Source organism: Xenorhabdus sp. SGI246, from assembly GCF_040838225.1.
Lineage (GTDB): Bacteria > Pseudomonadota > Gammaproteobacteria > Enterobacterales > Enterobacteriaceae > Xenorhabdus > Xenorhabdus indica.
This window is the reverse complement of the sequence record NZ_JBFPEZ010000034.1, coordinates 1-19,667: the sequence shown is the minus strand read 5'-3', so window position 1 is coordinate 19,667 and position 19,667 is coordinate 1. Positions and strand designations below refer to the sequence as shown.

16 protein-coding genes, 2 pseudogenes and 1 riboswitch are annotated in these 19,667 nt (G+C 40.6%); of the genes and pseudogenes, 9 read left to right on the top strand and 9 right to left on the bottom strand.

Going from position 1 to position 19,667, the window contains the following annotated elements:
- Positions 1-97 precede the first annotated feature (97 nt).
- The 6 genes from ABLA85_RS08390 (at position 98) to mntP (ending at position 6,269) form a co-directional block, all read left to right on the top strand.
- The gene (locus tag ABLA85_RS08390) at positions 98-1,462 is read left to right on the top strand and encodes an L-serine ammonia-lyase (RefSeq protein ID WP_367963073.1); all 1,365 of its coding nucleotides are present in this window, start codon (positions 98-100) and stop codon (positions 1,460-1,462) included.
- Positions 1,463-2,066: 604 nt separating this feature from the next.
- A complete protein-coding gene (manX, locus tag ABLA85_RS08385) occupies positions 2,067-3,032 on the top strand; it encodes a PTS mannose transporter subunit IIAB (RefSeq protein ID WP_367963071.1) in 966 nt (321 codons plus the stop codon).
- An 83-nt stretch (positions 3,033-3,115) separates the two neighbouring features.
- Positions 3,116-3,913 carry a PTS mannose/fructose/sorbose transporter subunit IIC gene (locus ABLA85_RS08380; protein ID WP_367963069.1) on the top strand — a complete coding sequence of 266 codons (798 nt, stop codon included), beginning with the start codon at positions 3,116-3,118 and terminating at the stop codon, positions 3,911-3,913.
- Between the two features lie 13 nt (positions 3,914-3,926).
- A complete protein-coding gene (locus ABLA85_RS08375; protein WP_367963067.1) occupies positions 3,927-4,784 on the top strand; it encodes a PTS mannose transporter subunit IID in 858 nt (285 codons plus the stop codon).
- 96 nt (positions 4,785-4,880) lie between these two features.
- Positions 4,881-5,339 carry a DUF986 family protein gene (locus ABLA85_RS08370; RefSeq protein ID WP_367963065.1) on the top strand — a complete coding sequence of 153 codons (459 nt, stop codon included), beginning with the start codon at positions 4,881-4,883 and terminating at the stop codon, positions 5,337-5,339.
- Between the two features lie 164 nt (positions 5,340-5,503).
- Positions 5,504-5,636: riboswitch (yybP-ykoY riboswitch) on the top strand.
- A gap of 48 nt (positions 5,637-5,684) precedes the next feature.
- Positions 5,685-6,269, top strand: a complete 585-nt coding sequence (gene mntP / locus ABLA85_RS08365; RefSeq protein WP_367963063.1) for a manganese efflux pump MntP — start codon at positions 5,685-5,687, stop codon at positions 6,267-6,269.
- Positions 6,270-6,338: 69 nt separating this feature from the next.
- On the opposite strand, the gene rlmA is transcribed toward mntP, so the two are convergent.
- A complete protein-coding gene (gene rlmA, locus ABLA85_RS08360) occupies positions 6,339-7,154 on the bottom strand; it encodes a 23S rRNA (guanine(745)-N(1))-methyltransferase (protein WP_367963061.1) in 816 nt (271 codons plus the stop codon).
- A gap of 158 nt (positions 7,155-7,312) precedes the next feature.
- On the opposite strand from rlmA, the gene ABLA85_RS08355 reads away from it, so the two are divergent.
- Entirely contained in the window at positions 7,313-7,882 is a 570-nt protein-coding gene (locus ABLA85_RS08355; RefSeq protein WP_367963059.1) for a GNAT family N-acetyltransferase, read from the top strand.
- Here ABLA85_RS08355 and ABLA85_RS08350 read toward each other — a convergent pair.
- The 7 genes and pseudogenes from ABLA85_RS08350 to guaB form a co-directional block, all read right to left on the bottom strand.
- Positions 7,879-8,157, bottom strand: a pseudogene (locus ABLA85_RS08350) (MFS transporter family glucose-6-phosphate receptor UhpC); the annotation flags it as partial. The gene ABLA85_RS08355 and the pseudogene ABLA85_RS08350 overlap by 4 nt on opposite strands.
- Before the next feature lie 8 nt (positions 8,158-8,165).
- Positions 8,166-8,321 (bottom strand): annotated as a pseudogene (locus tag ABLA85_RS08345) (DNA-binding response regulator); the annotation flags it as partial.
- 139 nt (positions 8,322-8,460) lie between these two features.
- Entirely contained in the window at positions 8,461-9,837 is a 1,377-nt protein-coding gene (uhpT, locus tag ABLA85_RS08340) for a hexose-6-phosphate:phosphate antiporter (protein ID WP_367963057.1), read from the bottom strand.
- 267 nt (positions 9,838-10,104) lie between these two features.
- Complete coding sequence (locus ABLA85_RS08335; RefSeq protein ID WP_367963055.1) at positions 10,105-11,268, bottom strand: AAA family ATPase; 1,164 nt, start codon at positions 11,266-11,268, stop codon at positions 10,105-10,107.
- 144 nt (positions 11,269-11,412) lie between these two features.
- Positions 11,413-12,168, bottom strand: a complete 756-nt coding sequence (locus tag ABLA85_RS08330) for a hypothetical protein (protein ID WP_367963053.1) — start codon at positions 12,166-12,168, stop codon at positions 11,413-11,415.
- 368 nt (positions 12,169-12,536) lie between these two features.
- Positions 12,537-14,114, bottom strand: coding sequence for a glutamine-hydrolyzing GMP synthase (gene guaA / locus ABLA85_RS08325; protein ID WP_367963051.1), 1,578 nt, complete (start codon positions 14,112-14,114; stop codon positions 12,537-12,539).
- Positions 14,115-14,195: 81 nt separating this feature from the next.
- Positions 14,196-15,662 carry an IMP dehydrogenase gene (gene guaB, locus ABLA85_RS08320; protein ID WP_367963049.1) on the bottom strand — a complete coding sequence of 489 codons (1,467 nt, stop codon included), beginning with the start codon at positions 15,660-15,662 and terminating at the stop codon, positions 14,196-14,198.
- Between the two features lie 171 nt (positions 15,663-15,833).
- On the opposite strand from guaB, the gene xseA reads away from it, so the two are divergent.
- Together xseA and tssD are read left to right on the top strand one after the other, a co-directional pair.
- A complete protein-coding gene (xseA, locus tag ABLA85_RS08315; RefSeq protein ID WP_367963048.1) occupies positions 15,834-17,201 on the top strand; it encodes an exodeoxyribonuclease VII large subunit in 1,368 nt (455 codons plus the stop codon).
- Positions 17,202-17,203: 2 nt separating this feature from the next.
- A complete protein-coding gene (gene tssD, locus ABLA85_RS08310; protein WP_367963046.1) occupies positions 17,204-17,533 on the top strand; it encodes a type VI secretion system tube protein TssD in 330 nt (109 codons plus the stop codon).
- A gap of 450 nt (positions 17,534-17,983) precedes the next feature.
- Here tssD and ABLA85_RS08305 read toward each other — a convergent pair whose 3' ends face one another.
- The gene (locus ABLA85_RS08305; RefSeq protein ID WP_367963043.1) at positions 17,984-19,627 is read right to left on the bottom strand and encodes a TonB-dependent receptor; all 1,644 of its coding nucleotides are present in this window, start codon (positions 19,625-19,627) and stop codon (positions 17,984-17,986) included.
- Between the last annotated feature and the right edge of the window lie 40 nt (positions 19,628-19,667).

Sequence of the window (19,667 nt, the reverse complement as noted above, 5' to 3'; positions counted from 1 at the left end):
AACTGTAAACTCCTTTATCAACACCACTAAATGACAGTAAAGTAACGCGCTTTAATTATAAATATACTATATATCTTTCTTCTCTAAGGAGTCTGGCGTGATTAGCGTTTTCGACATGTTTAAGGTGGGTATCGGCCCATCCAGCTCTCATACTGTTGGCCCTATGAAAGCAGGAAAACAATTTGTCGATGATCTTGTAAACCAGGGGCTGATGTCCTCTATCACGCGTGTAGCTGTTGATGTGTACGGCTCACTTTCATTAACCGGGAAAGGTCATCATACGGATATCGCCATTATCATGGGGTTGGCGGGTAATATGCCCGCTACTGTTGATATTGATTCAATCCCTGGTTTTATTCGTGATGTTGAGCAAACTCAACGTTTGCCGCTGGCAAATGGTTTACATGAAGTCGATTTTCCTCGTGACGGAGGTATGAATTTCCGTAGCGATAACCTTTCATTGCATGAAAATGGTATGCAGATCCATGCAATTGCAGGTGACAAAAAAGTTTACAGCAAAACTTACTACTCCATCGGTGGTGGTTTTATTGTTGATGAAGAACATTTCGGTAAGCCATCTCAGGATACCAAACCTGTGTCTTACCCATTCAGCTCTGCTGCTGATTTGCTGATGAATTGCAGCAAAACAGGGCTGTCTATTTCTGGCTTGATGATGAAAAACGAGCTGGATTTGCATAGCAAAGAAGAAATTACTGAATACTTTGCAGATGTATGGGACACCATGCGGGCCTGCATTGAACGAGGCTTGAATACTGAAGGTATTTTACCTGGCCCTCTGCGTGTACCTCGTCGTGCAGCCGCTCTGCACCGTATGCTGACTTCATCAAATAAACTGTCTAATGATCCAATGAATGTTGTTGATTTAGTCAATATGTTCGCTTTGGCAGTCAATGAAGAAAATGCCGCTGGTGGGCGTGTTGTTACCGCACCAACCAATGGCGCATGCGGGATCGTGCCGGCAGTACTGGCTTATTACAACCATTGTATCGAGCCTGTTACTCCAGAGCTGTATACGCGCTACTTCCTGGCATCAGGTGCAATCGGCATTCTGTATAAAATGAATGCTTCCATTTCTGGGGCAGAAGTCGGCTGTCAAGGAGAAGTGGGGGTTGCCTGTTCAATGGCAGCGGCAGGTCTTGCAGAATTACTTGGAGCAAGTCCTGAACAAGTGTGCATCGCAGCCGAAATAGGCATGGAGCATAACCTGGGCTTGACTTGTGACCCTGTTGCGGGACAGGTACAGGTTCCATGTATTGAACGTAATGCCATTGCTTCAGTTAAAGCTATCAATGCTGCTCGTATGGCATTGCGCCGTACCAGCGAACCACGGGTTTCACTTGATAAAGTTATTGAAACCATGTACGAAACGGGTAAGGACATGAACGCCAAATACCGTGAAACATCACGTGGCGGTTTGGCAATAAAAGTACAGTGTGATTAATCAAATCTGTAACTTAATTAATATGTTCATAAGTTAAACTGTTACCTATTTTAGGTAAAACCTTACTTATCTGAAAAAAATCCCTGCTATACAGTAGGGATTTTTTTTGGCTGAAACGGATCAATTAAGTACATTTTTTCTTCTTTCCGCTCTCAGGTATCAAAATTTTTTTATCTAAAAATTAATAAAATATCACCTAAAACAGTTACAAAAATCATAAAAACAAAAATTAAAAGAAAAATAAGTTATTTATTCGTGATAAGTAAAATAAAAATCTTATTTTAATCTCTCAAAATAGCCTATCTTGAATTTTCTGACTGATAGCAATTTTCTTAAATGCTTCCAATGATAATCTAATGACATATTTTCTTATGTAACGAAATATAAGGCTATGAGAAATGGAATATTTGAGATGGATCCTCGATAAAATATGATGTTTGTAACTATCATATTCGCTAATAGTTGTCATGATTATTAATAGATATATCCTATGAACTTCAAGGCTCCATCTTGAAAGGCGATGGGTATAGTGCAACATATTGGAAGTATTAAATATGAGCTTGCAATAAATCCGAGTTCAATTGTTACAGAAAGGGGAAAACAAGTGAGTATAGCCATTATGATTGGCACACACGGGGCTGCTGCGGAGCAATTGCTTCGCACCACAGAGATGTTGATTGGGGAACAAGAAAACGTTTCTTATATCGACTTTGTGCCCGGTGAAAATGCCGATACGTTATTCGAGAAATACAATAAGAAACTGGAGTTGCTTGATACAACACAAGGGGTCTTATTTTTTGTCGATACCTGGGGTGGCAGTCCATTTAATGCGGCAAACCGTATTGTAATGGACAAAGAAAACTACGAAATCATCACTGGCGTGAACATACCAATGCTGGTTGAAGCCTTTATGTGCCGTGATGATGATCCATCAATGGAAGAATTGGTTTCTGTTGCATTGGAAACAGGGAAAGAAGGAATTCGAGCCCTTAAAACAGAGCCAGCCAAAGAGGCTGATAAACCTGAACCAACCCAATCGGCAACCCCCACGACTTCCCAGGCTACTGAACCTGTTGCTGGTGGTCACATGAAAATTGCCCTTGCTCGCATTGACGATCGTCTTATTCATGGTCAGGTTGCAACTCGCTGGACAAAGGAGACCAACGTCAAACGTATCATTGTAGTCAGTGATGAAGTAGCACAAGATACTGTGCGCTCCACATTATTAAAGCAGGTTGCACCTCCTGGGGTCAGTGCACATGTAGTCGATACTGCCAAGTGTATCCGTGTTTACAATAACCCTAAATATGCCGGTGAACGCGTTATGCTGTTATTCACCAACCCGACTGATGTACTGCGTATTGTAGAAGGCGGTGTTTCACTGGAATCTGTCAATATTGGCGGTATGGCTTTCAAACAAGGTAAAACCCAAATCAACAATGCTATCTCTGTTGATGCAACAGATATTAATGCTTTCGAAAAGCTGAATTCTCGCGGTATCGAGCTTGAGGCACGCAAAGTTGCCAGCGATACACGCTTAAATATGATGGATCTGCTCAAAAAAGCTTAAAAAACAAAAACAGATATTTTTTTATTAACCATTACTCAATAACGAAATTCTTACCAAATGACATTTGGTTACAGGAGAAAACAATGGAAATTACCGTTGTTCAACTTTTATTGATATTCATCGTCGCCTGTATTGCGGGTATGGGGTCCATTCTTGATGAATTTCAATTCCACCGTCCATTAGTTGCTTGTACATTGATCGGTTTAGTGCTTGGTGATATAAAAACTGGCGTTATCATCGGCGGTACACTGGAAATGATCGCCCTGGGCTGGATGAACATTGGTGCAGCAATTGCCCCTGATGCAGCTCTGGCATCCATTATTTCGGCCATTCTGGTTATCGCCGGTGGACAAGATGTTGGTGCAGGTATCGCGCTGGCAATTCCTCTGGCTGCGGCGGGTCAGGTTCTGACCATTATTGTCCGTACTATGACCGTCGGTTTCCAACACGCAGCAGATAAGGCTGCTGAAAATGGTAACCTACGCGCTATCACCATCATTCACATTACTGCTTTAATACTGCAAGCAATGCGTATTGCTTTGCCTGCACTGGTTGTTGCATTGTCTGTCGGAACCTCTGAAGTTCAGAGTATGCTGAACTCTATTCCAGAAGTTGTTACCACTGGCCTTAATATTGCTGGCGGTATGATCGTCGTTGTTGGTTATGCAATGGTGATTAACATGATGCGAGCTGGCTACCTGATGCCATTCTTTTATCTCGGTTTTGTGGCCGCTGTATATATTCAGAATCTCGTTATACTCGGTGTCGTTGGCGCTGTTCTGGCAATCCTGTATATCCAACTCAGTCCTAAATACAACCAGTCACAGACCGCTGCTCCTGCGGGTAATACCCCAAATAACCTTGATAACGAATTAGATTAAGAGGATGAACAATATGTCAGATACAACAAACCTGGGGCAGAAAAAACTGACACAAAGCGATATCAATGGTGTCTTCCTACGCTCTAATTTATTACAGGGTTCATGGAACTTCGAACGTATGCAGGCATTGGGTTTCTGTTTCTCAATGGTCCCAGCTATTCGTCGTCTCTATCCCGAAAATACCGAAGAACGCAAACTGGCTATCAAACGCCATCTTGAGTTTTTCAATACGCATCCTTATGTCGCGGCCCCTATTCTGGGCGTTACAATGGCGATGGAAGAACAACGAGCCAACGGAGCTAATATCGATGATGGTGCAATCAACGGTATTAAAGTGGGTTTAATGGGACCGTTGGCGGGTGTAGGTGATCCTATTTTCTGGGGAACTGTCCGTCCTGTTTTTGCAGCACTTGGGGCAGGAATTGCTATGAGTGGCAGCATGCTTGGCCCTATTCTGTTTTTCTTTTTGTTCAACCTGGTGCGTTTATTGACCCGCTACTATGGAGTCGCCTATGGTTATAAAAAAGGAATGGATATAGTTAAAGATATGGGTGGCGGTTTCCTGCAAAAGATGACAGAAGGAGCGTCCATCCTGGGGCTATTCGTGATGGGAGCGTTGGTTAATAGCTGGACGAAAGTCAATATTCCACTTGTTATTTCCAAAGTACCTGATCCCGTCACAGGAGTCGAGAAGGTAACAACGGTCCAAACTATTCTTGACCAGTTGCTCCCCGGAATTGCCCCGCTATTGCTGACCTTTGGCTGCATGTGGCTATTACGGAAAAAAGTAAACCCTCTGTGGATCATTATTGGTTTCTTCGTCATCGGCATCATCGGTTATCATTTCGGTTTTCTGGGCTTAGTTAAATAGTTTTATTAGAAAATTGATTTATTAAAAATATAGGGAGGAAATTTCCTCCCTCATTGATAAAAAAAAGAGCTATAAGTTAGAAAATCAGAGGTAACAATGAGCCTGAATGACATCATATTGATGATTTCAATTTTATTAATGCTCGCTTTTGCTGTTTATGACGAAATTATCATCAATCATATTAAAGGCAAGACTCTGTTAAACATAAAATTAAAAAGAAAACATCGAATTGATGCTTTAATATTTATCGCCTTAATAACTATCATTATTTACAATAATGTGATAGCGCAAGGTTCTCCACTAACGACTTATCTATTATCTTTTATCATCTTAGTAACAATATACCTTGGTTATATTCGTTCACCTAAACTCATATTCAAAGAAAAAGGCTTTTATTATTCCAACCGATTCTTTGATTATAACCAGATTAAAGCAATGAATTTATCTGAAGATGGTATTTTAATGATAGATTTTGAGTCAAATAAAATATATGTCACTGTAATAAACCCAGATGACTTAGAAAAAATTTATCAATTTTTGCTGAATAACAAATAATCCTTCCCTGATTCATATTAATTTTAAATAAGGCTGTAACACTATATCAGCCTTATTTTCATCAGCCTTATTTTTCACCTCAAAAGATAATGATAACTATTATCAATTCATTATTTAACGTATGTAAAATATTTTTGCCTTTTATGCCAAATATGATATTGTCCACTCCAGTCATTGGGGAGTAGCCTGTTCCAGAATTCTTCTGGAAAATTCGTATCAACATACTCGTTTGCATAAAACGTGGTACGAATGCCAAATCGGTTGGCAAGACCATAGACACATAATATCACCATTGGTTGGGGGTGATTTATGTGTATGTGGAATCACCCAGCCGAGGTTATTTTAATGAATCTCTATACAACTCTTACCCTCGCATTAGCTCTATCCATGGATGCTTTCGCTGCTGCCGTAAGTAAAGGAGCAGCTCTTCGTCGCCCACATTTACGTGAAGCAATCCGCACTGGACTCATTTTTGGTTTAGTTGAAGCCTGTACTCCTTTAATCGGCTGGTCTCTGGGGCTTTATGCCAGCCAATATATTATGGAATGGGATCATTGGGTGGCATTCTCATTATTGTTTATCCTGGGTTGCCGGATGATTTTCGAAAGTTTCAAACGCGAGCCGGAAACCACGATTAAATCCACTGCACCCCGTCGCTATAGTTCATTAACATTAATATTTACTGCTATTGCAACCAGTCTGGATGCAATGGCAATTGGTGTTGGTCTCGCCTTTTTGCAGGTAAATATATTACATACTGCAATGGCCATCGGAATGGTGACAATGATTATGGCTACTCTGGGAATGCTAATCGGACGCTACATCGGGCCATTATTAGGTAAACGTGCAGAACTTATTGGTGGACTAGTATTAATTGCTATTGGTTTCAATATATTATTTGAGCATCTCAAATTATTTATGTATGCCTGAGAATATTAATATTTTCTGCGGAATAGATATTTTTCAGATATCTATTCCGAATCCAACCTTATATCCCTATTAAATACGACGATAAACTTTCAACGTAAAATCAACTTCACAATTAAATGACGGCTTAGCTATCAAATTGTTTTTGATCTCTTCCGAGGCTCGCCAGGCAAACGGCGTCATCTGTAATAAATTATAGGATTGTTCACCATCCAATTGCATTTCATACGCCAGAGTTTCCGCCGAAATCAATTCAAAACCTTCCAATTGTTCAGTATTCTCAGGATGCAGATGAACTTCCTGATAAATTAATTCTTTCAATTGATATAAATGACGCGGGCCAGGTGTAACAGTCAGGACAATGCCTTCTGATTTTACTACTCTGGATAATTCCGCCGCTTTGCAAGGAGCATAAATTCGCAAAACCCCATCAAGAGAACGATCTGTAAACGGCAATCGATGGCTGGACGCCACACAAAAGCTGACATCCGGGTAACGCTTAGCCCCATAACGAACAGCAATTTTCGCTACATCCAAGCCATACACTGTAATATGCCGTTTAAGGTTTAACGCCTTTTGTACCGATGCAGTGTAATAACCTTCTCCGCAACCAATATCCAGCAATGCCTTAGTTCGTTCAGGTAAAAAACAATCAAATAATTCAATAACTTTTTGTTGTAGTATCTGATAATAACCTGCTTGTAAAAACGCCCTTCTCGCCTGCATCATCTCAGCACTATCACCCGGTTCTTTTGAACGTTTATGCTGAACTGGTAGCAAATTAACATAACCTTCTTTTGCACAATCAAACTGATGATTCTTTTCACAGCGCCATTGATGATGAGAAAACAGCAGTGGCAAATGACATAATGGGCATTGATAAGACATAACATTCCGATGGGATAAAAGACAGAACAAAAAGCTACTATACCATGTTTCGTTTAGCATGTTTTTATAAAACCGGGTGATATCAGATTGACTGCTAACCCTCTAAAACCCATTATATCCCTCACAAGAAATTAACATTTGATTAAACGGTTAAAAATATGTCATTTAATGATCTGGAAACTAAACGCCTTTTGTTAAAGAAATTGGCTTATGATGATGCTTCTCAAATCCAACAAAAGTTTCCTCACTGGGACATCGTAAAATATTTAGACAGCCACTCCGTACCCTGGCCATATCCTGATAATGGCGGACAATATTTCGTCAATAACATTGCTATGCCAGCAATACAAGATCAAAAAGCCTATATCTGGTCACTCAGAATTAAAACTAATCCTAATGAGCTGATTGGTATCATCGGGTTATATAACAAACACGATAATAATCGCGGTTTTTGGCTCTCTTTGGAATATCAAGGGCGCGGATTAATGCGCGAAGCATGTGAAAGAGTTACGAGTTACTGGTTTAATGAATTAGGCAACACCGTACTCAGGGTATCTAAAGCCAAAGTCAATGATAATTCAAGAAAGATTTCATTAGCTGAAGGCATGAAAGTTATAAGAACCGAGACAAAAGAGTATGTATCAGGTAAATACGATTGTGAAATATGGGAGTTAACTAAAGAAGATTGGTGTAATCGACAGAGATTACACCTTAGTGAGAATAATTAACTCTGTTCCCTTTGCCGGGGAAATTGGGCTTGCAAAAAAGGCAGTAATAATAAGCCAATCATAACAGCACAAACAGAAATCGTAATAAATAAGCCGGTCCAGTGGTAATTTTCTAAGATAATTGCAAATGGATAACCACTCAGCGCTGCCCCAGTATAGGCAAATAAGCCAACAAATCCCGTTGCTGCCCCCGCTGAATCTTTATGCGAGCATTCCGCTGCGGCCATACCAATCAATAGCTGTGGACCAAAAACGAAAAATCCAATAGCAAAAAAAACTAACGAATACAGACCATTGCCCCAGAGCCAGGAAGCCCATGCCTCGCTTCGGCACACGAACTAAATTCACCAACAACCTCAATATCAAGTTCTAAACTCAGTAACTGAGCAAAACCAGAGCGTACCACTACATGGTCATCGACTAACGCTACTTTAATCATCGTTATTTATTATCAGATCAGAAAAACCATATAAATTACTCTCATTAATATAGCTGTGCAATAAACTAGGAACGGATACGTTTCGCCCAAAGACGCTACTGTGGATGAAACAGTAGCGTCAGAATATTTTCTATAGAATTTACTGTAATTTTCTGCTGCTTCGGATTTTTCGCTCTTCAGCAATGGCAACAAAAACAAGTAAGCTGATACAAATAAATGCAGAAATATCAAGTGCCGCAAAAGTACCTTTCCATCCCGTTAAACCAAAAATAGGCACACCATCTGCAATCATCCCCAAGCCTAATTTGGCAAAGCTGTCACCGATTAAATACGCAAAAGTACCTTTAACACCATCTGCAACACTAATTGCCTTTTTGGGTACAAAACCAACGGCTGCCACACCAATCAACAACTGTGGGCCAAATACCAAAAATCCGAGTACAAACAGGGAGCCTAAATACATAAACTCGCTGGTTGCATGTTGATAGAACTCAAGACTGACAATGATTAAGCCTAATGAGATACATGCGACCAGAGCACGACGACCATTTGCCAAATCTGATAAATAACCCCACATTAGCGTTCCCACCAACGCGCCAACTTCAAACATAGTAAAACCAGAAATCGCAATCTCTTTAGAGTGCCCTAACTCCTGATATGCATATACTGTTGACCATTGGTCGATACCAATCCGCACGATATAAAGGAAAATATTGGCAAAGCAAAGAAGCCAAATCACTTGGTTTTTCAGGACATATTCAACAAAGATCTCACGCTTGGTCATTTTGTTTTCTTCTGCCGCAATATCTTCTTCGCTGACCTTCTCACCAAACAATTCTTCAACTTTACCCAAGCCGTAACTTTCCGGTGAGTCGCTACCGTAACGTAAGCCGATAAAACCAATGATCAATGCAATGATAGAAGGGAAAATAAACATCCCTATCACATGACCATCAAACAAATAGTTAGCACCAAACAATGCAACTCCTGCAGCGCCTGCACCACCAACGTTATGTGACATATTCCACAGTCCAAGATAAGTTCCCCGCTTACTACGGGGTGTCCATTTGGTAATGGTGGAATAGCTTGCCGGGCCTCCTATACTCTGAAAAAAACCACTCAAAGCATAAAATGCTACCATCAAGAAAACACTGATGCCTGAATTGCCCATACTCATACTAAAACCAAGCATGGCAAGGCCAGATAAGATCAACATAAATGGCAAGAATTGCTTAGTATTCTTCCCATCAGCATAGTAAGCGACTAAGGTTTTACCAACACCATAAGTAATAGAAAAACCCAACCCTATCAGACCAAGCTGGGTCATCGACAAACCATAAGTGGAAACCATATCGTTCTGGGCAATATTAAAGTTCTTTCGCACCAGATACATAGCCATATAACCAATAAAAACCACCAAATAGGACTGTATAAAGGGCTTAAACCACATTTTGCGGCGTACTTCGATTGGTAAATCCAACGTCGGTTGGCGGACTTGTTCAAGAATTTTAAACATGTGAAATCCTCAGATAATCACGATAAAAAGAGCCTTTTTAATATAGGTGGAAAAAAGGTGGATCGCTGAAACGCGAAATTTTTCGTAGGAATTGTTGTTACTGTCAGTATAAAGAAGTGATAAAAGATTGGCTTGAGCTATAGTCTTAGTTAAGCTAGGAATATTTCCTAGCTTTAGGTTTATCTACTGTAAAACGTGAAAAGAGTCACAATCTCTGTCTGATAAGGCATGGTTGGTAGAGAAAAGTACGGCTGAGAAAACAAGATATTAATTCTTATCTGGCCAACGCCATAACGGTTCTTCCAACATATTTATATCAGTCACATGGGTTTCACCAAGTTGCTTTTTGAGTTGAATATGCTGACAGTGTGAAGATTGCTTTAGTGCCGCAATCAAGTCTGGTGAATGTGAAATGACCCACACTTGTGTTTGACTGGATGCCTTTATAATCAATTTAGCTAATGAAGGCAAAAGTTCTGGATGGAGACTCGTTTCTGGTTCGTTTAATACCATCATTGACGGTGGGCGTGGAGTTAGTAATGCAGCGATCCATAATAAATAACGCAGTGTTCCATCTGACAATTCCGCACCAGAAAGAGGACGGATTAAACCATGTTGCTGAAACTGTATAGTAAACAGCCCTTCTGTGGAACGAGACATTGCTACCAAAGCGCCAGGGAAAGCATCATCAACAGACTCATCCAGCAATTGTGCGTCACCAATTTCACGAATTGTTTGCAACGCAGCAGCCAGATCACGTCCATCATGACGCAATACAGGAGTTCGTGTCCCAATCTGCGCCTTACGAGCCGGAGCATCACTATCAGTACGGAAATGATCATAGAAGCGCCAACCACGAATAAATTCACGCATATGAAAAACTTCCGGAGCAGTTAAAGGATCAGCCAGTTGATCAAACATGCTGGTAAAATTGTTAATGTGTTCTGATGCGATTTGCCATCTTCGGCCTTCCCGAACCCGGATGATCGGGCCTTTGCGCTCAACCAGTAAACCAGCCGGATGATAACATTCTCCACCCCAAATACCTTCTTGTTTAATTTCAGGATCTAACGCAAAAGCAGACTGTGACGGCTCAGGTAAACCAAGGGAAATAGAATAACCAAATGAATCTGTCGCAAATCCGAGACGTAATCGCTTTACCCCTTTTCTCACTCCCCCTTGCACTACCCCTCCCGCACGCGCTGTTCTCGAAAAAGTTTCCGGCCCTGCCCAAAACGCAGAGTCCAACCCACCTTCAAGTGCCAGAGAATTAACAACACCACCTTGTGCTGTCTCAGATAGTAAGCGTAGTGCGCGGTATAAATTAGATTTACCGCTACCGTTTGCTCCTGTAATTACATTAAGGGGACCAAGTACGATACGAAGATCGCGAATAGAACGATAATTATTGATAGCTAATGCTGAAATCATAATGTTCCAAATGCAAATTATTGGGGGAAATTCACCATATCAGATTTCAACCGCTGTGTATGAGAGCCAGTCGGTATAAGTTTACGATTATCAGTTGAAGGCATAATATTCATAGTGATTCTGATCACTCTAATCGGGGGTCGTTTATTTTTGATTATCCAACATTTTTTTATACTGCTCTATTTGCTCTTTATTTTCTGCTGCAAACTTTTTCCACTTTGGATTATTTGCTTGTTGCAGGCAAGATATATCAATTCTCTTACAAATAGAGAAGTTGTTAGTGGATAAACTAACTAATTTTGATAACGCCGCTATAGCAACACCTTTCTTATCAGACTCATCCCTATCACCATTAATTGCCCTATTAACTTGGAATACCAGAGACTGGGTTACTTGCTCTTTCGCGTTGCTTTCTGGTATGCAATCCTTTACAACAGGCTCACCAACGACTGTTCCAACCACTTCGCATGCCAGGGTGATCTTTTGCCCCTTATGTAATTCAAGGACATAATCTTGAAAATTATTACTTAATGTTGCATGCACAGTATCTAAGAAACTGCCGGCACTTAATGCAATAAACGATTTACCATCAGAAGGATAATTATTTATATTTTTAATTCTTCCAGAAATAATGACTTTTTTATATTTTAACTCTCTGTCTGCTCTTACTTCATTTTCAGAATATTTTCTGTATAAATCTCTTGCAGTTATGTACTTATATCCATAATTACCGGATACCCTACCGCCAGAAAATAACTTATTGACATCATTATCAACTAAAGATTTCGCAAACTTCGCATCATTCTCAGTAAAAGGAATAATTTTGCTGCTTGCCAAAGCCATTTCCCAAAATAATATAGAGGGAATGGCAATACCTATTAACATCATTTTCTTATTCATAATCAACGGCCTAATGTGAATATGATAAATTCCATTTTTAGATGGGATTCAATTCACATTACATTGAATAATAGTCGATGTAAAATATAATATTTAATTATTATTATCACTATATACGTTATTGTTAACTAACAAAGAACATAGAAAAGATAAATGAGAGCCAGAATGCATAATTTATTTTATCATCTCACATCGCATCTGACTATGATGATTATTTTACCACCTTACTATATATATTTTTATGATACCGACAGAAATGACCTGCTGATATGGTGTGATTGGGTGAGATATGAGTATAAAAAGACCCTGATTTCAGGGTCTTAATTAGAAAATCATGATGATTTAGTGAGGCTTAGGAAAGCTTTAGATTATTCCCACTCGATTGTTGCTGGCGGTTTACCGCTGATATCATAAACAACTCGCGATATGCCATTGACCTCATTAATAATACGGTTCGATACGCGACCCAGGAAATCATATGGCAAATGTGCCCAATGCGCGGTCATAAAGTCAATGGTTTCTACTGCTCGCAGAGATACAACCCAGTCATATTTACGACCATCGCCCATTACACCAACAGACCGAACTGGCAGGAATACGGTGAATGCCTGACTAACTTTATTATACAGATCCGCCTTATGCAATTCTTCAATAAAGATAGCATCGGCACGACGCAGCAAGTCACAGTATTCTTTTTTCACTTCACCCAGTACGCGAACACCAAGACCCGGCCCTGGGAATGGATGGCGATACAGCATGTCATATGGCAGGCCCAGTTCCAGGCCAATACGACGAACTTCATCTTTAAATAGCTCTTTCAGTGGCTCAACCAGACCCAGTGTCATATCTTCCGGCAAACCACCCACATTGTGGTGAGATTTGATCACATGCGCGTTACCTGTCGCAGAAGCCGCAGATTCGATAACGTCTGGATAAATCGTGCCTTGTGCCAGCCATTTGACCTGAGTCTGTTTTGCAGCTTCTTCATCAAATACATCAATAAACACATGACCAATAGTTTTGCGTTTAGCTTCTGGATCATCAATTCCCGCCAGCGCAGAAAGGAAGCGATCTTCCGCTTTAACATGGACAATATCCAGGTCAAATTTACCCGCAAACATTTCCATAACTTGATCGGCTTCATTTAGGCGCAGCAGTCCATTGTCTACAAATACACAAGTCAGACGCTTACCAATTGCACGATTCAGCAGCAGTGCAGTTACAGAAGAATCAACACCACCAGACAACGCCAGAATAACGTGATCATCGCCAATCTGTGCACGCAGACGTTCTACGATATCGTCAATAATGGAAGCTGGCGTCCACAGTGCTTCACATTGACAAATATCCAGCACAAAACGTTTCAGGATATTCAAACCTTGATAAGTATGAGTCACTTCCGGATGGAATTGCACACCATAAAAACGTTTTTCATCATTTGCCATGATAGCAAATGGGCAGCTATCTGTGCTGGCTACAGTTGTGAACCCTTCGGGAATAGCTGTTACTTTATCACCATGGCTCATCCACACATCCAGTATCGGCGTACCTGATTCATTCAGTGCATCCTGAATACCACGGAACAACTTACTGTCACTTTTGATCTCAACCTGAGCATAGCCGAATTCACGCTCATTAGAATTAGAAACTTCTCCGCCCAGTTGCATGGACATGGTTTGCATACCATAGCAAATTCCCAATACCGGCACACCTGCGTTGAAAACATACTCTGGTGCACATGGACTGTCGTTTTCAGTTGTGCTTTCGGGGCCACCAGAAAGGATAATGCCGTTCGGGTTAAATGCGCGGATTTGTTCTTCAGTGACATTCCATGTCCAAAGTTCACAATAAACACCAATTTCACGAATACGTCGGGCAATTAGCTGCGTATATTGTGAGCCAAAATCAAGGACCAGAATGCGATGTTGATGGATATTAGTTGTCATTCGAGGTGAATTCCCAAAACAAGTGGCAATAAAACAATAAAAGTTAGTGACCCGCAATTGCGGGCCACCTTAATAAATAAATTACAAACCTAAACGATAGTTCGGTGATTCTTTGGTAATAGTCACGTCATGGACGTGGCTTTCCTGAATACCGGCACCACTGATGCGAACAAATTCTGCTTTAGTTCTCAGTTCACCAATCGTGCCACAACCCGTCAATCCCATGCAGGAGCGCAAACCACCCATTTGTTGGTGGACGATATTTTTCAGCAGTCCCTTATACGCAACACGGCCTTCGATACCTTCTGGCACCAATTTATCAGCCGCATTATCAGTCTGGAAGTAACGGTCAGAAGAGCCTTTGGACATGGCGCCCAAAGAACCCATTCCGCGATAAGATTTGAATGAACGGCCTTGGTAAAGTTCGATTTCACCCGGAGATTCTTCTGTCCCCGCCAACATTGAACCTACCATCACACAGGATGCACCCGCTGCAATGGCTTTGGCAATGTCACCTGAGAAACGGATACCGCCGTCAGCAATTACTGGAATCCCAGTTCCTTCCAGCGCTTCTACTGCATCAGCGATTGCAGTAATTTGCGGAACACCAACACCAGTAACGATACGAGTCGTACAGATAGAGCCTGGACCAATACCGACTTTAACTGCGTTCACACCTGCTTCTACCAGTGCTTTGGCACCTTCACCCGTCGCTACGTTACCACCGATAATTTGCAGATTAGGATACTTGGCACGAGTTTCACGGATACGCTGCAAAACACCTTCTGAATGGCCATGGGATGAGTCAATCAATAGCACGTCTACACCCGCGGCAACCAGTGCATCAACACGCTCTTCGTTGCCCGCACCAGCACCAACCGCAGCACCAACACGCAGACGCCCCTGTTCATCTTTGCAGGCATTCGGTTTACGTTCTGCTTTCTGGAAATCTTTCACAGTAATCATGCCAAGCAAATGGAAGTTATCATCAACAACCAGCGCTTTTTCAACACGCTTCTCATGCATTTTCTGCAACACGACTTCGCGGGCTTCACCTTCTTTTACAGTGACTAAACGCGCTTTCGGCGTCATAACTGCTGTAACAGGCAGATCCAAATCAGTCACAAAACGGACATCACGACCTGTAATGATACCCACCAACTCATTCGCTTCTGTCACTACCGGGTAACCGGCGAAACCATTACGCTCAGTCAGTTCATTGACTGCACGCAATGTCGTTTGTGGCGTTACAGTTACGGGATTAGTCACAACACCACTTTCATGCTTTTTCACGCGACTGACTTCTTCAGCCTGACGCTCGATAGACATATTTTTATGAATGAAGCCAATTCCCCCTTCCTGTGCCAGTGCGATAGCCAGTGCAGATTCCGTCACGGTATCCATTGCCGCAGAAAGCATAGGCACGTTCAGGCGAATAGTAGATGTTAATTGCGTGGACAAATCTGCTGTATTTGGCAGAACTGTAGAGTGGGCAGGAACCAACAAGACGTCGTCAAAAGTTAATGCTTCTTTTTTAATTCGTAACATGGGCAATATCTCACCAAGCTATGTGGCAATAAGGGATAAAATATTGCCGCGGCATTATACAGGCCGTAATCGGTTGCCTCCAGCATTTTCTGAAAAAATTTCTTGATTAGTAATTATGAGTAGTTATTATCAATCAATTAAGTCCTTGTTTTAAAATTTGATCTAGCTCACATGTCACTGCCAACCAACACTGGAATTTTTTCTGTTAGTCGTCTGAATCAGACGGTTCGTCAGCTATTGGAGCTGGAAATGGGTAGAATTTGGCTAAGTGCTGAAATTTCTAACTTTTCCCAACCTTCATCCGGGCACTGGTATTTCACGCTGAAAGATGAACGGGCGCAAATCCGGGCAGCGATGTTTCGTAGTTATAATCTACGAGCCACGTTCCGTCCACAAAATGGTCAGCAAGTGTTGGTCAGAGCACAAATCACCCTGTATGAACCACGTGGTGATTATCAACTGATAGTAGAAAGCATCCAACCTGCTGGCGACGGATTATTGCAACAACAATTTGAAGTATTGAAACAGAAACTCGCTGCAGAAGGATTGTTCGAGCAAATCTATAAAAAACCACTACCCTCACCTGCCAAACGCCTTGGAGTGATCACCTCAGCCAGTGGCGCAGCATTACACGATATTCTAAATATTCTGAAACGTCGTGATCCTTCTTTACCCATTATTATTTATCCTACTGCGGTTCAGGGTGCAGAAGCTCCATTGCAGATTATTCGGGCTATTGAACTGGCAAATATCCGACAAGAGTGTGATATTTTGATTGTTGGGCGTGGTGGCGGTTCGTTGGAGGATTTATGGTGTTTCAATGACGAGCAGGTAGCACGTGCGATATTTCAGAGCCAAATACCTATCGTTAGTGCTGTTGGACATGAAACCGATGTCACAATTGCAGATTTTGTGGCTGACTTGCGTGCTCCGACGCCTTCTGCGGCGGCAGAATTGGTTAGCCGTAATCAAATTGAATTGTGGAGACAAGTTCAGTCCCTGCAACAGCACCTCGAAATGGCGATGGATTACTTTTTTGCTAAAAAGCAGAGAATTTTTAATGAATTACAATATCGGCTCCAACAACAACGGCCTGATTTTCGGTTGGCACGTCAACAAAATCGTTTATCTGAATTACGTCAAAAATTGATCGATGGTTTATTACGCTGCCTGAAACAGAATTCAATGTCCTATGAAAAATTAAATCAAAAACTGTTACAAAATAGCCCTGAGCAAGAAATACGACATTATAGCCAGCATATTCAACAACATGATTTTCGGCTCAAACAGGCAATAGAGCGACAGTTATCCCGTTATAAAGAGAGATTTGCGGTTTCCTGTTCACGCATGGAGACCGTAAGCCCGTTGGCAACGTTGAGTCGTGGTTATAGTATTAGTGAAACTCCAGATGGGAAGTTGTTGAAGCAGGTTAAACAGGTCAAAGTTGGTGATTCGCTGAAAACCCGATTGCTGGATGGCTGGATTGAGAGCCAAGTAATCCAAGTGAAAAAAGTTAGTAAGAGAAAAAATAACTTATAAAAGTGTCTTATCTGTTTTGTGATAAGTACCAAGCTTCTATAGGAAATCAATATCAGCAACGCCATGAAGATGAGATATTCGTTTTATCAATTAGACACAGCATAATTAGAAATCAAAATGTTATGCATCATCCTCTGGAGTTTATAAAGCTTATTGATAAATCTTCTCCGTTATTAGGAATGGCAATTTCAGATAACGAAAAACTGGAGGGTATTACTCATAATGATCGACAACCGCAAGAAATAATATCCATAATTTATAAAGACATTGTGTGGAAAAACCATGCTGAAAATACTTCCGGTTACAGTATCTGGAGTGACAGAACTTTATGATATTAAGATTAGCAGCATTTTCGCTGCTAATCTTGCAGCAATGATCTCAACCCCTGAATAATCAATGGAATATAACTTTGACCAATTCTGGTTGTTCCTGACAACACAATTTCTGAGCGAATTTCACTTGAAAATTCAAAACCTAATGTATAACTCCCAATTGCATCATTAGCTTTGGATAATTTAAGTTTAATCATTCCTTCCATAGGACAAAAAGTTAGAGAATAACTTTCCTGATTTTTTTCTGATTCGATAATATTATTAATAAAATCATCCAGCTCACCAGATATACTAACAAATAAGAATACCTACTATACCAATCTAACTTCAAGATGCGTGTGATTTCTCCCCGCGAAGCGGGGAGAAATCAGGTTTCATATAGTGTTGTAAATTGCAACTTGAAGTTTAATGCGTATATATAGTATGGCGAGCATCTAAAAAACATAGTTATCAGAAGCGAACTTCTGCACTCATAACATAAGTTCTGCCGCGGGCTGTTTGAGCTACAACTTCCCCTTCCGATATATTTGGTGAAGAATTCATACGATTCAGAGCATCTGAATAGTTTTTGTTAGCCACGTTCTGTACAGAAAATTTAACAGAAATATTCTTATTGATTTGATAATCCGTATATAAATCAATAATGGTCGGTATCTTATGATCTTTTACCATCTTATTACTAATTTCCGCATTTCCATCTACATTAGAATTTTGGTGATAAGACTGACCTGTATATTTCACTATCGCACCAACACGAATTTTTTCTTCCAGTAAACGAACGCCAGTATCCAATGTCATATAACGCTCCGGTAACTGAGATGCGTAGCTTGTTCCCATAATACTTGCCGAAAGTGAGGCTGGCTGTTGTGTTTTCTGCTGGCTATATGCTAATAAGCTATAGAATATACCAGCATCATAATTGACCGAAAGCTCATAGCCACGCATAGTTATCGGTTTCAGACTATTACCATAAATATATATATTAAAGTTAGGATCAACCCTTCCCCACTCTTCATTTGTCAATGTTCCATCATTCTTACAAATTCTACCTTCTGCACAAACCAGATAAGATTCACTGAAGATATAGTTTTTGATTTTGGTATGAAACATCGTTGCTTTTAAACGGAATGAATCCCCTTCTATAAATAAGTTCGGACGATAACTATTAAACCCAATCTGATAAGTATCTGCCTTTTCTCCTTTCAGGAATGGGTTCATAGAAATTCCGCCTTCATTAGAATAGAAAACTTCCTGTGCATTTGGTGCCCGCATTGCATGCGTATAAGTTATGAATGGCTGGAATGCAGGTGTAATTTCTGCTGATAATAAAATACTTGGATTAAATCCACGATTTTTTAAACTTACTTGAGAAGCTCCTTGAGGGAAACAAGAAATTCGGGGATCACAGGCTGGTTTAAATCCCTTAAGGCTATAGTCTAAATAATTCAGTCCTAAATCGGCGGTATAAATACCATGCTCTATTTTAAACCGACTATAAATGCTAGTAATATCCTGCTTTCCACCTGGTGAAAACTGATTGTCTTCTTTTTTTACTGTATTTTCAGTACCAAGACCTATGAACACCTTCTTTTTATATTCAGTGTGCATCAATTTACTACCAAGAGTAAACGCAAAGTCTGTATCACCATAATTAAACCGGCTGGTATTTTTAATATCAATAGCATCAGATTTATTATGTGATTCACTTCCACCTAAACCCGGTATAGAATCAGGCTGCAAAATCTGGTCGCCATTACCTGTGCTAAGCAGCACTTTAGTATCAATTAATTCACTGAATGGTGTGTAATGATATTTAAGATAATAATCATAGCTATCGACATGACGTTGTGTAAATTTATTGTGATAAAAACGCCCAGCTAACTCCAGATCATGAAAATCATTAGGCTTAATATTGATTTTCATCAATTGTGAATTTGGTTTCTGTTTAAATGTTTTATCCGTACCAAATTCTTCGCTACTGATACCCATGCCATTTTTGTAGTGAGCATCAATACTATGACCACTAACTGCAAGCATAGCACCAATAGAACCTTCTGGGCTGAATGCCTGCGTTTTTCCTGCAATAGCAATCATACCGTTTTTACCTATGCCATTAGGCTGTGTCCCTTAATAT

What these genes read in the sequence shown, in the direction of transcription:
- ABLA85_RS08380 (WP_367963069.1), top strand. Translation starts at nt 3,116, where the DNA reads ATGGAAATTACCGTTGTTCAACTTTTATTGATATTCATCGTCGCCTGT.
- ABLA85_RS08375 (WP_367963067.1), top strand. Translation starts at nt 3,927, where the DNA reads ATGTCAGATACAACAAACCTGGGGCAGAAAAAACTGACACAAAGCGAT.
- ABLA85_RS08370 (WP_367963065.1), top strand. Translation starts at nt 4,881, where the DNA reads ATGAGCCTGAATGACATCATATTGATGATTTCAATTTTATTAATGCTC.
- mntP (WP_367963063.1), top strand. Translation starts at nt 5,685, where the DNA reads ATGAATCTCTATACAACTCTTACCCTCGCATTAGCTCTATCCATGGAT.
- rlmA (WP_367963061.1), bottom strand. Translation starts at nt 7,154, where the DNA reads ATGTCTTATCAATGCCCATTATGTCATTTGCCACTGCTGTTTTCTCAT.
- ABLA85_RS08355 (WP_367963059.1), top strand. Translation starts at nt 7,313, where the DNA reads ATGTCATTTAATGATCTGGAAACTAAACGCCTTTTGTTAAAGAAATTG.
- uhpT (WP_367963057.1), bottom strand. Translation starts at nt 9,837, where the DNA reads ATGTTTAAAATTCTTGAACAAGTCCGCCAACCGACGTTGGATTTACCA.
- ABLA85_RS08335 (WP_367963055.1), bottom strand. Translation starts at nt 11,268, where the DNA reads ATGATTTCAGCATTAGCTATCAATAATTATCGTTCTATTCGCGATCTT.
- ABLA85_RS08330 (WP_367963053.1), bottom strand. Translation starts at nt 12,168, where the DNA reads ATGAATAAGAAAATGATGTTAATAGGTATTGCCATTCCCTCTATATTA.
- guaA (WP_367963051.1), bottom strand. Translation starts at nt 14,114, where the DNA reads ATGACAACTAATATCCATCAACATCGCATTCTGGTCCTTGATTTTGGC.
- guaB (WP_367963049.1), bottom strand. Translation starts at nt 15,662, where the DNA reads ATGTTACGAATTAAAAAAGAAGCATTAACTTTTGACGACGTCTTGTTG.
- xseA (WP_367963048.1), top strand. Translation starts at nt 15,834, where the DNA reads ATGTCACTGCCAACCAACACTGGAATTTTTTCTGTTAGTCGTCTGAAT.
- ABLA85_RS08305 (WP_367963043.1), bottom strand. Translation starts at nt 19,627, where the DNA reads ATGATTGCTATTGCAGGAAAAACGCAGGCATTCAGCCCAGAAGGTTCT.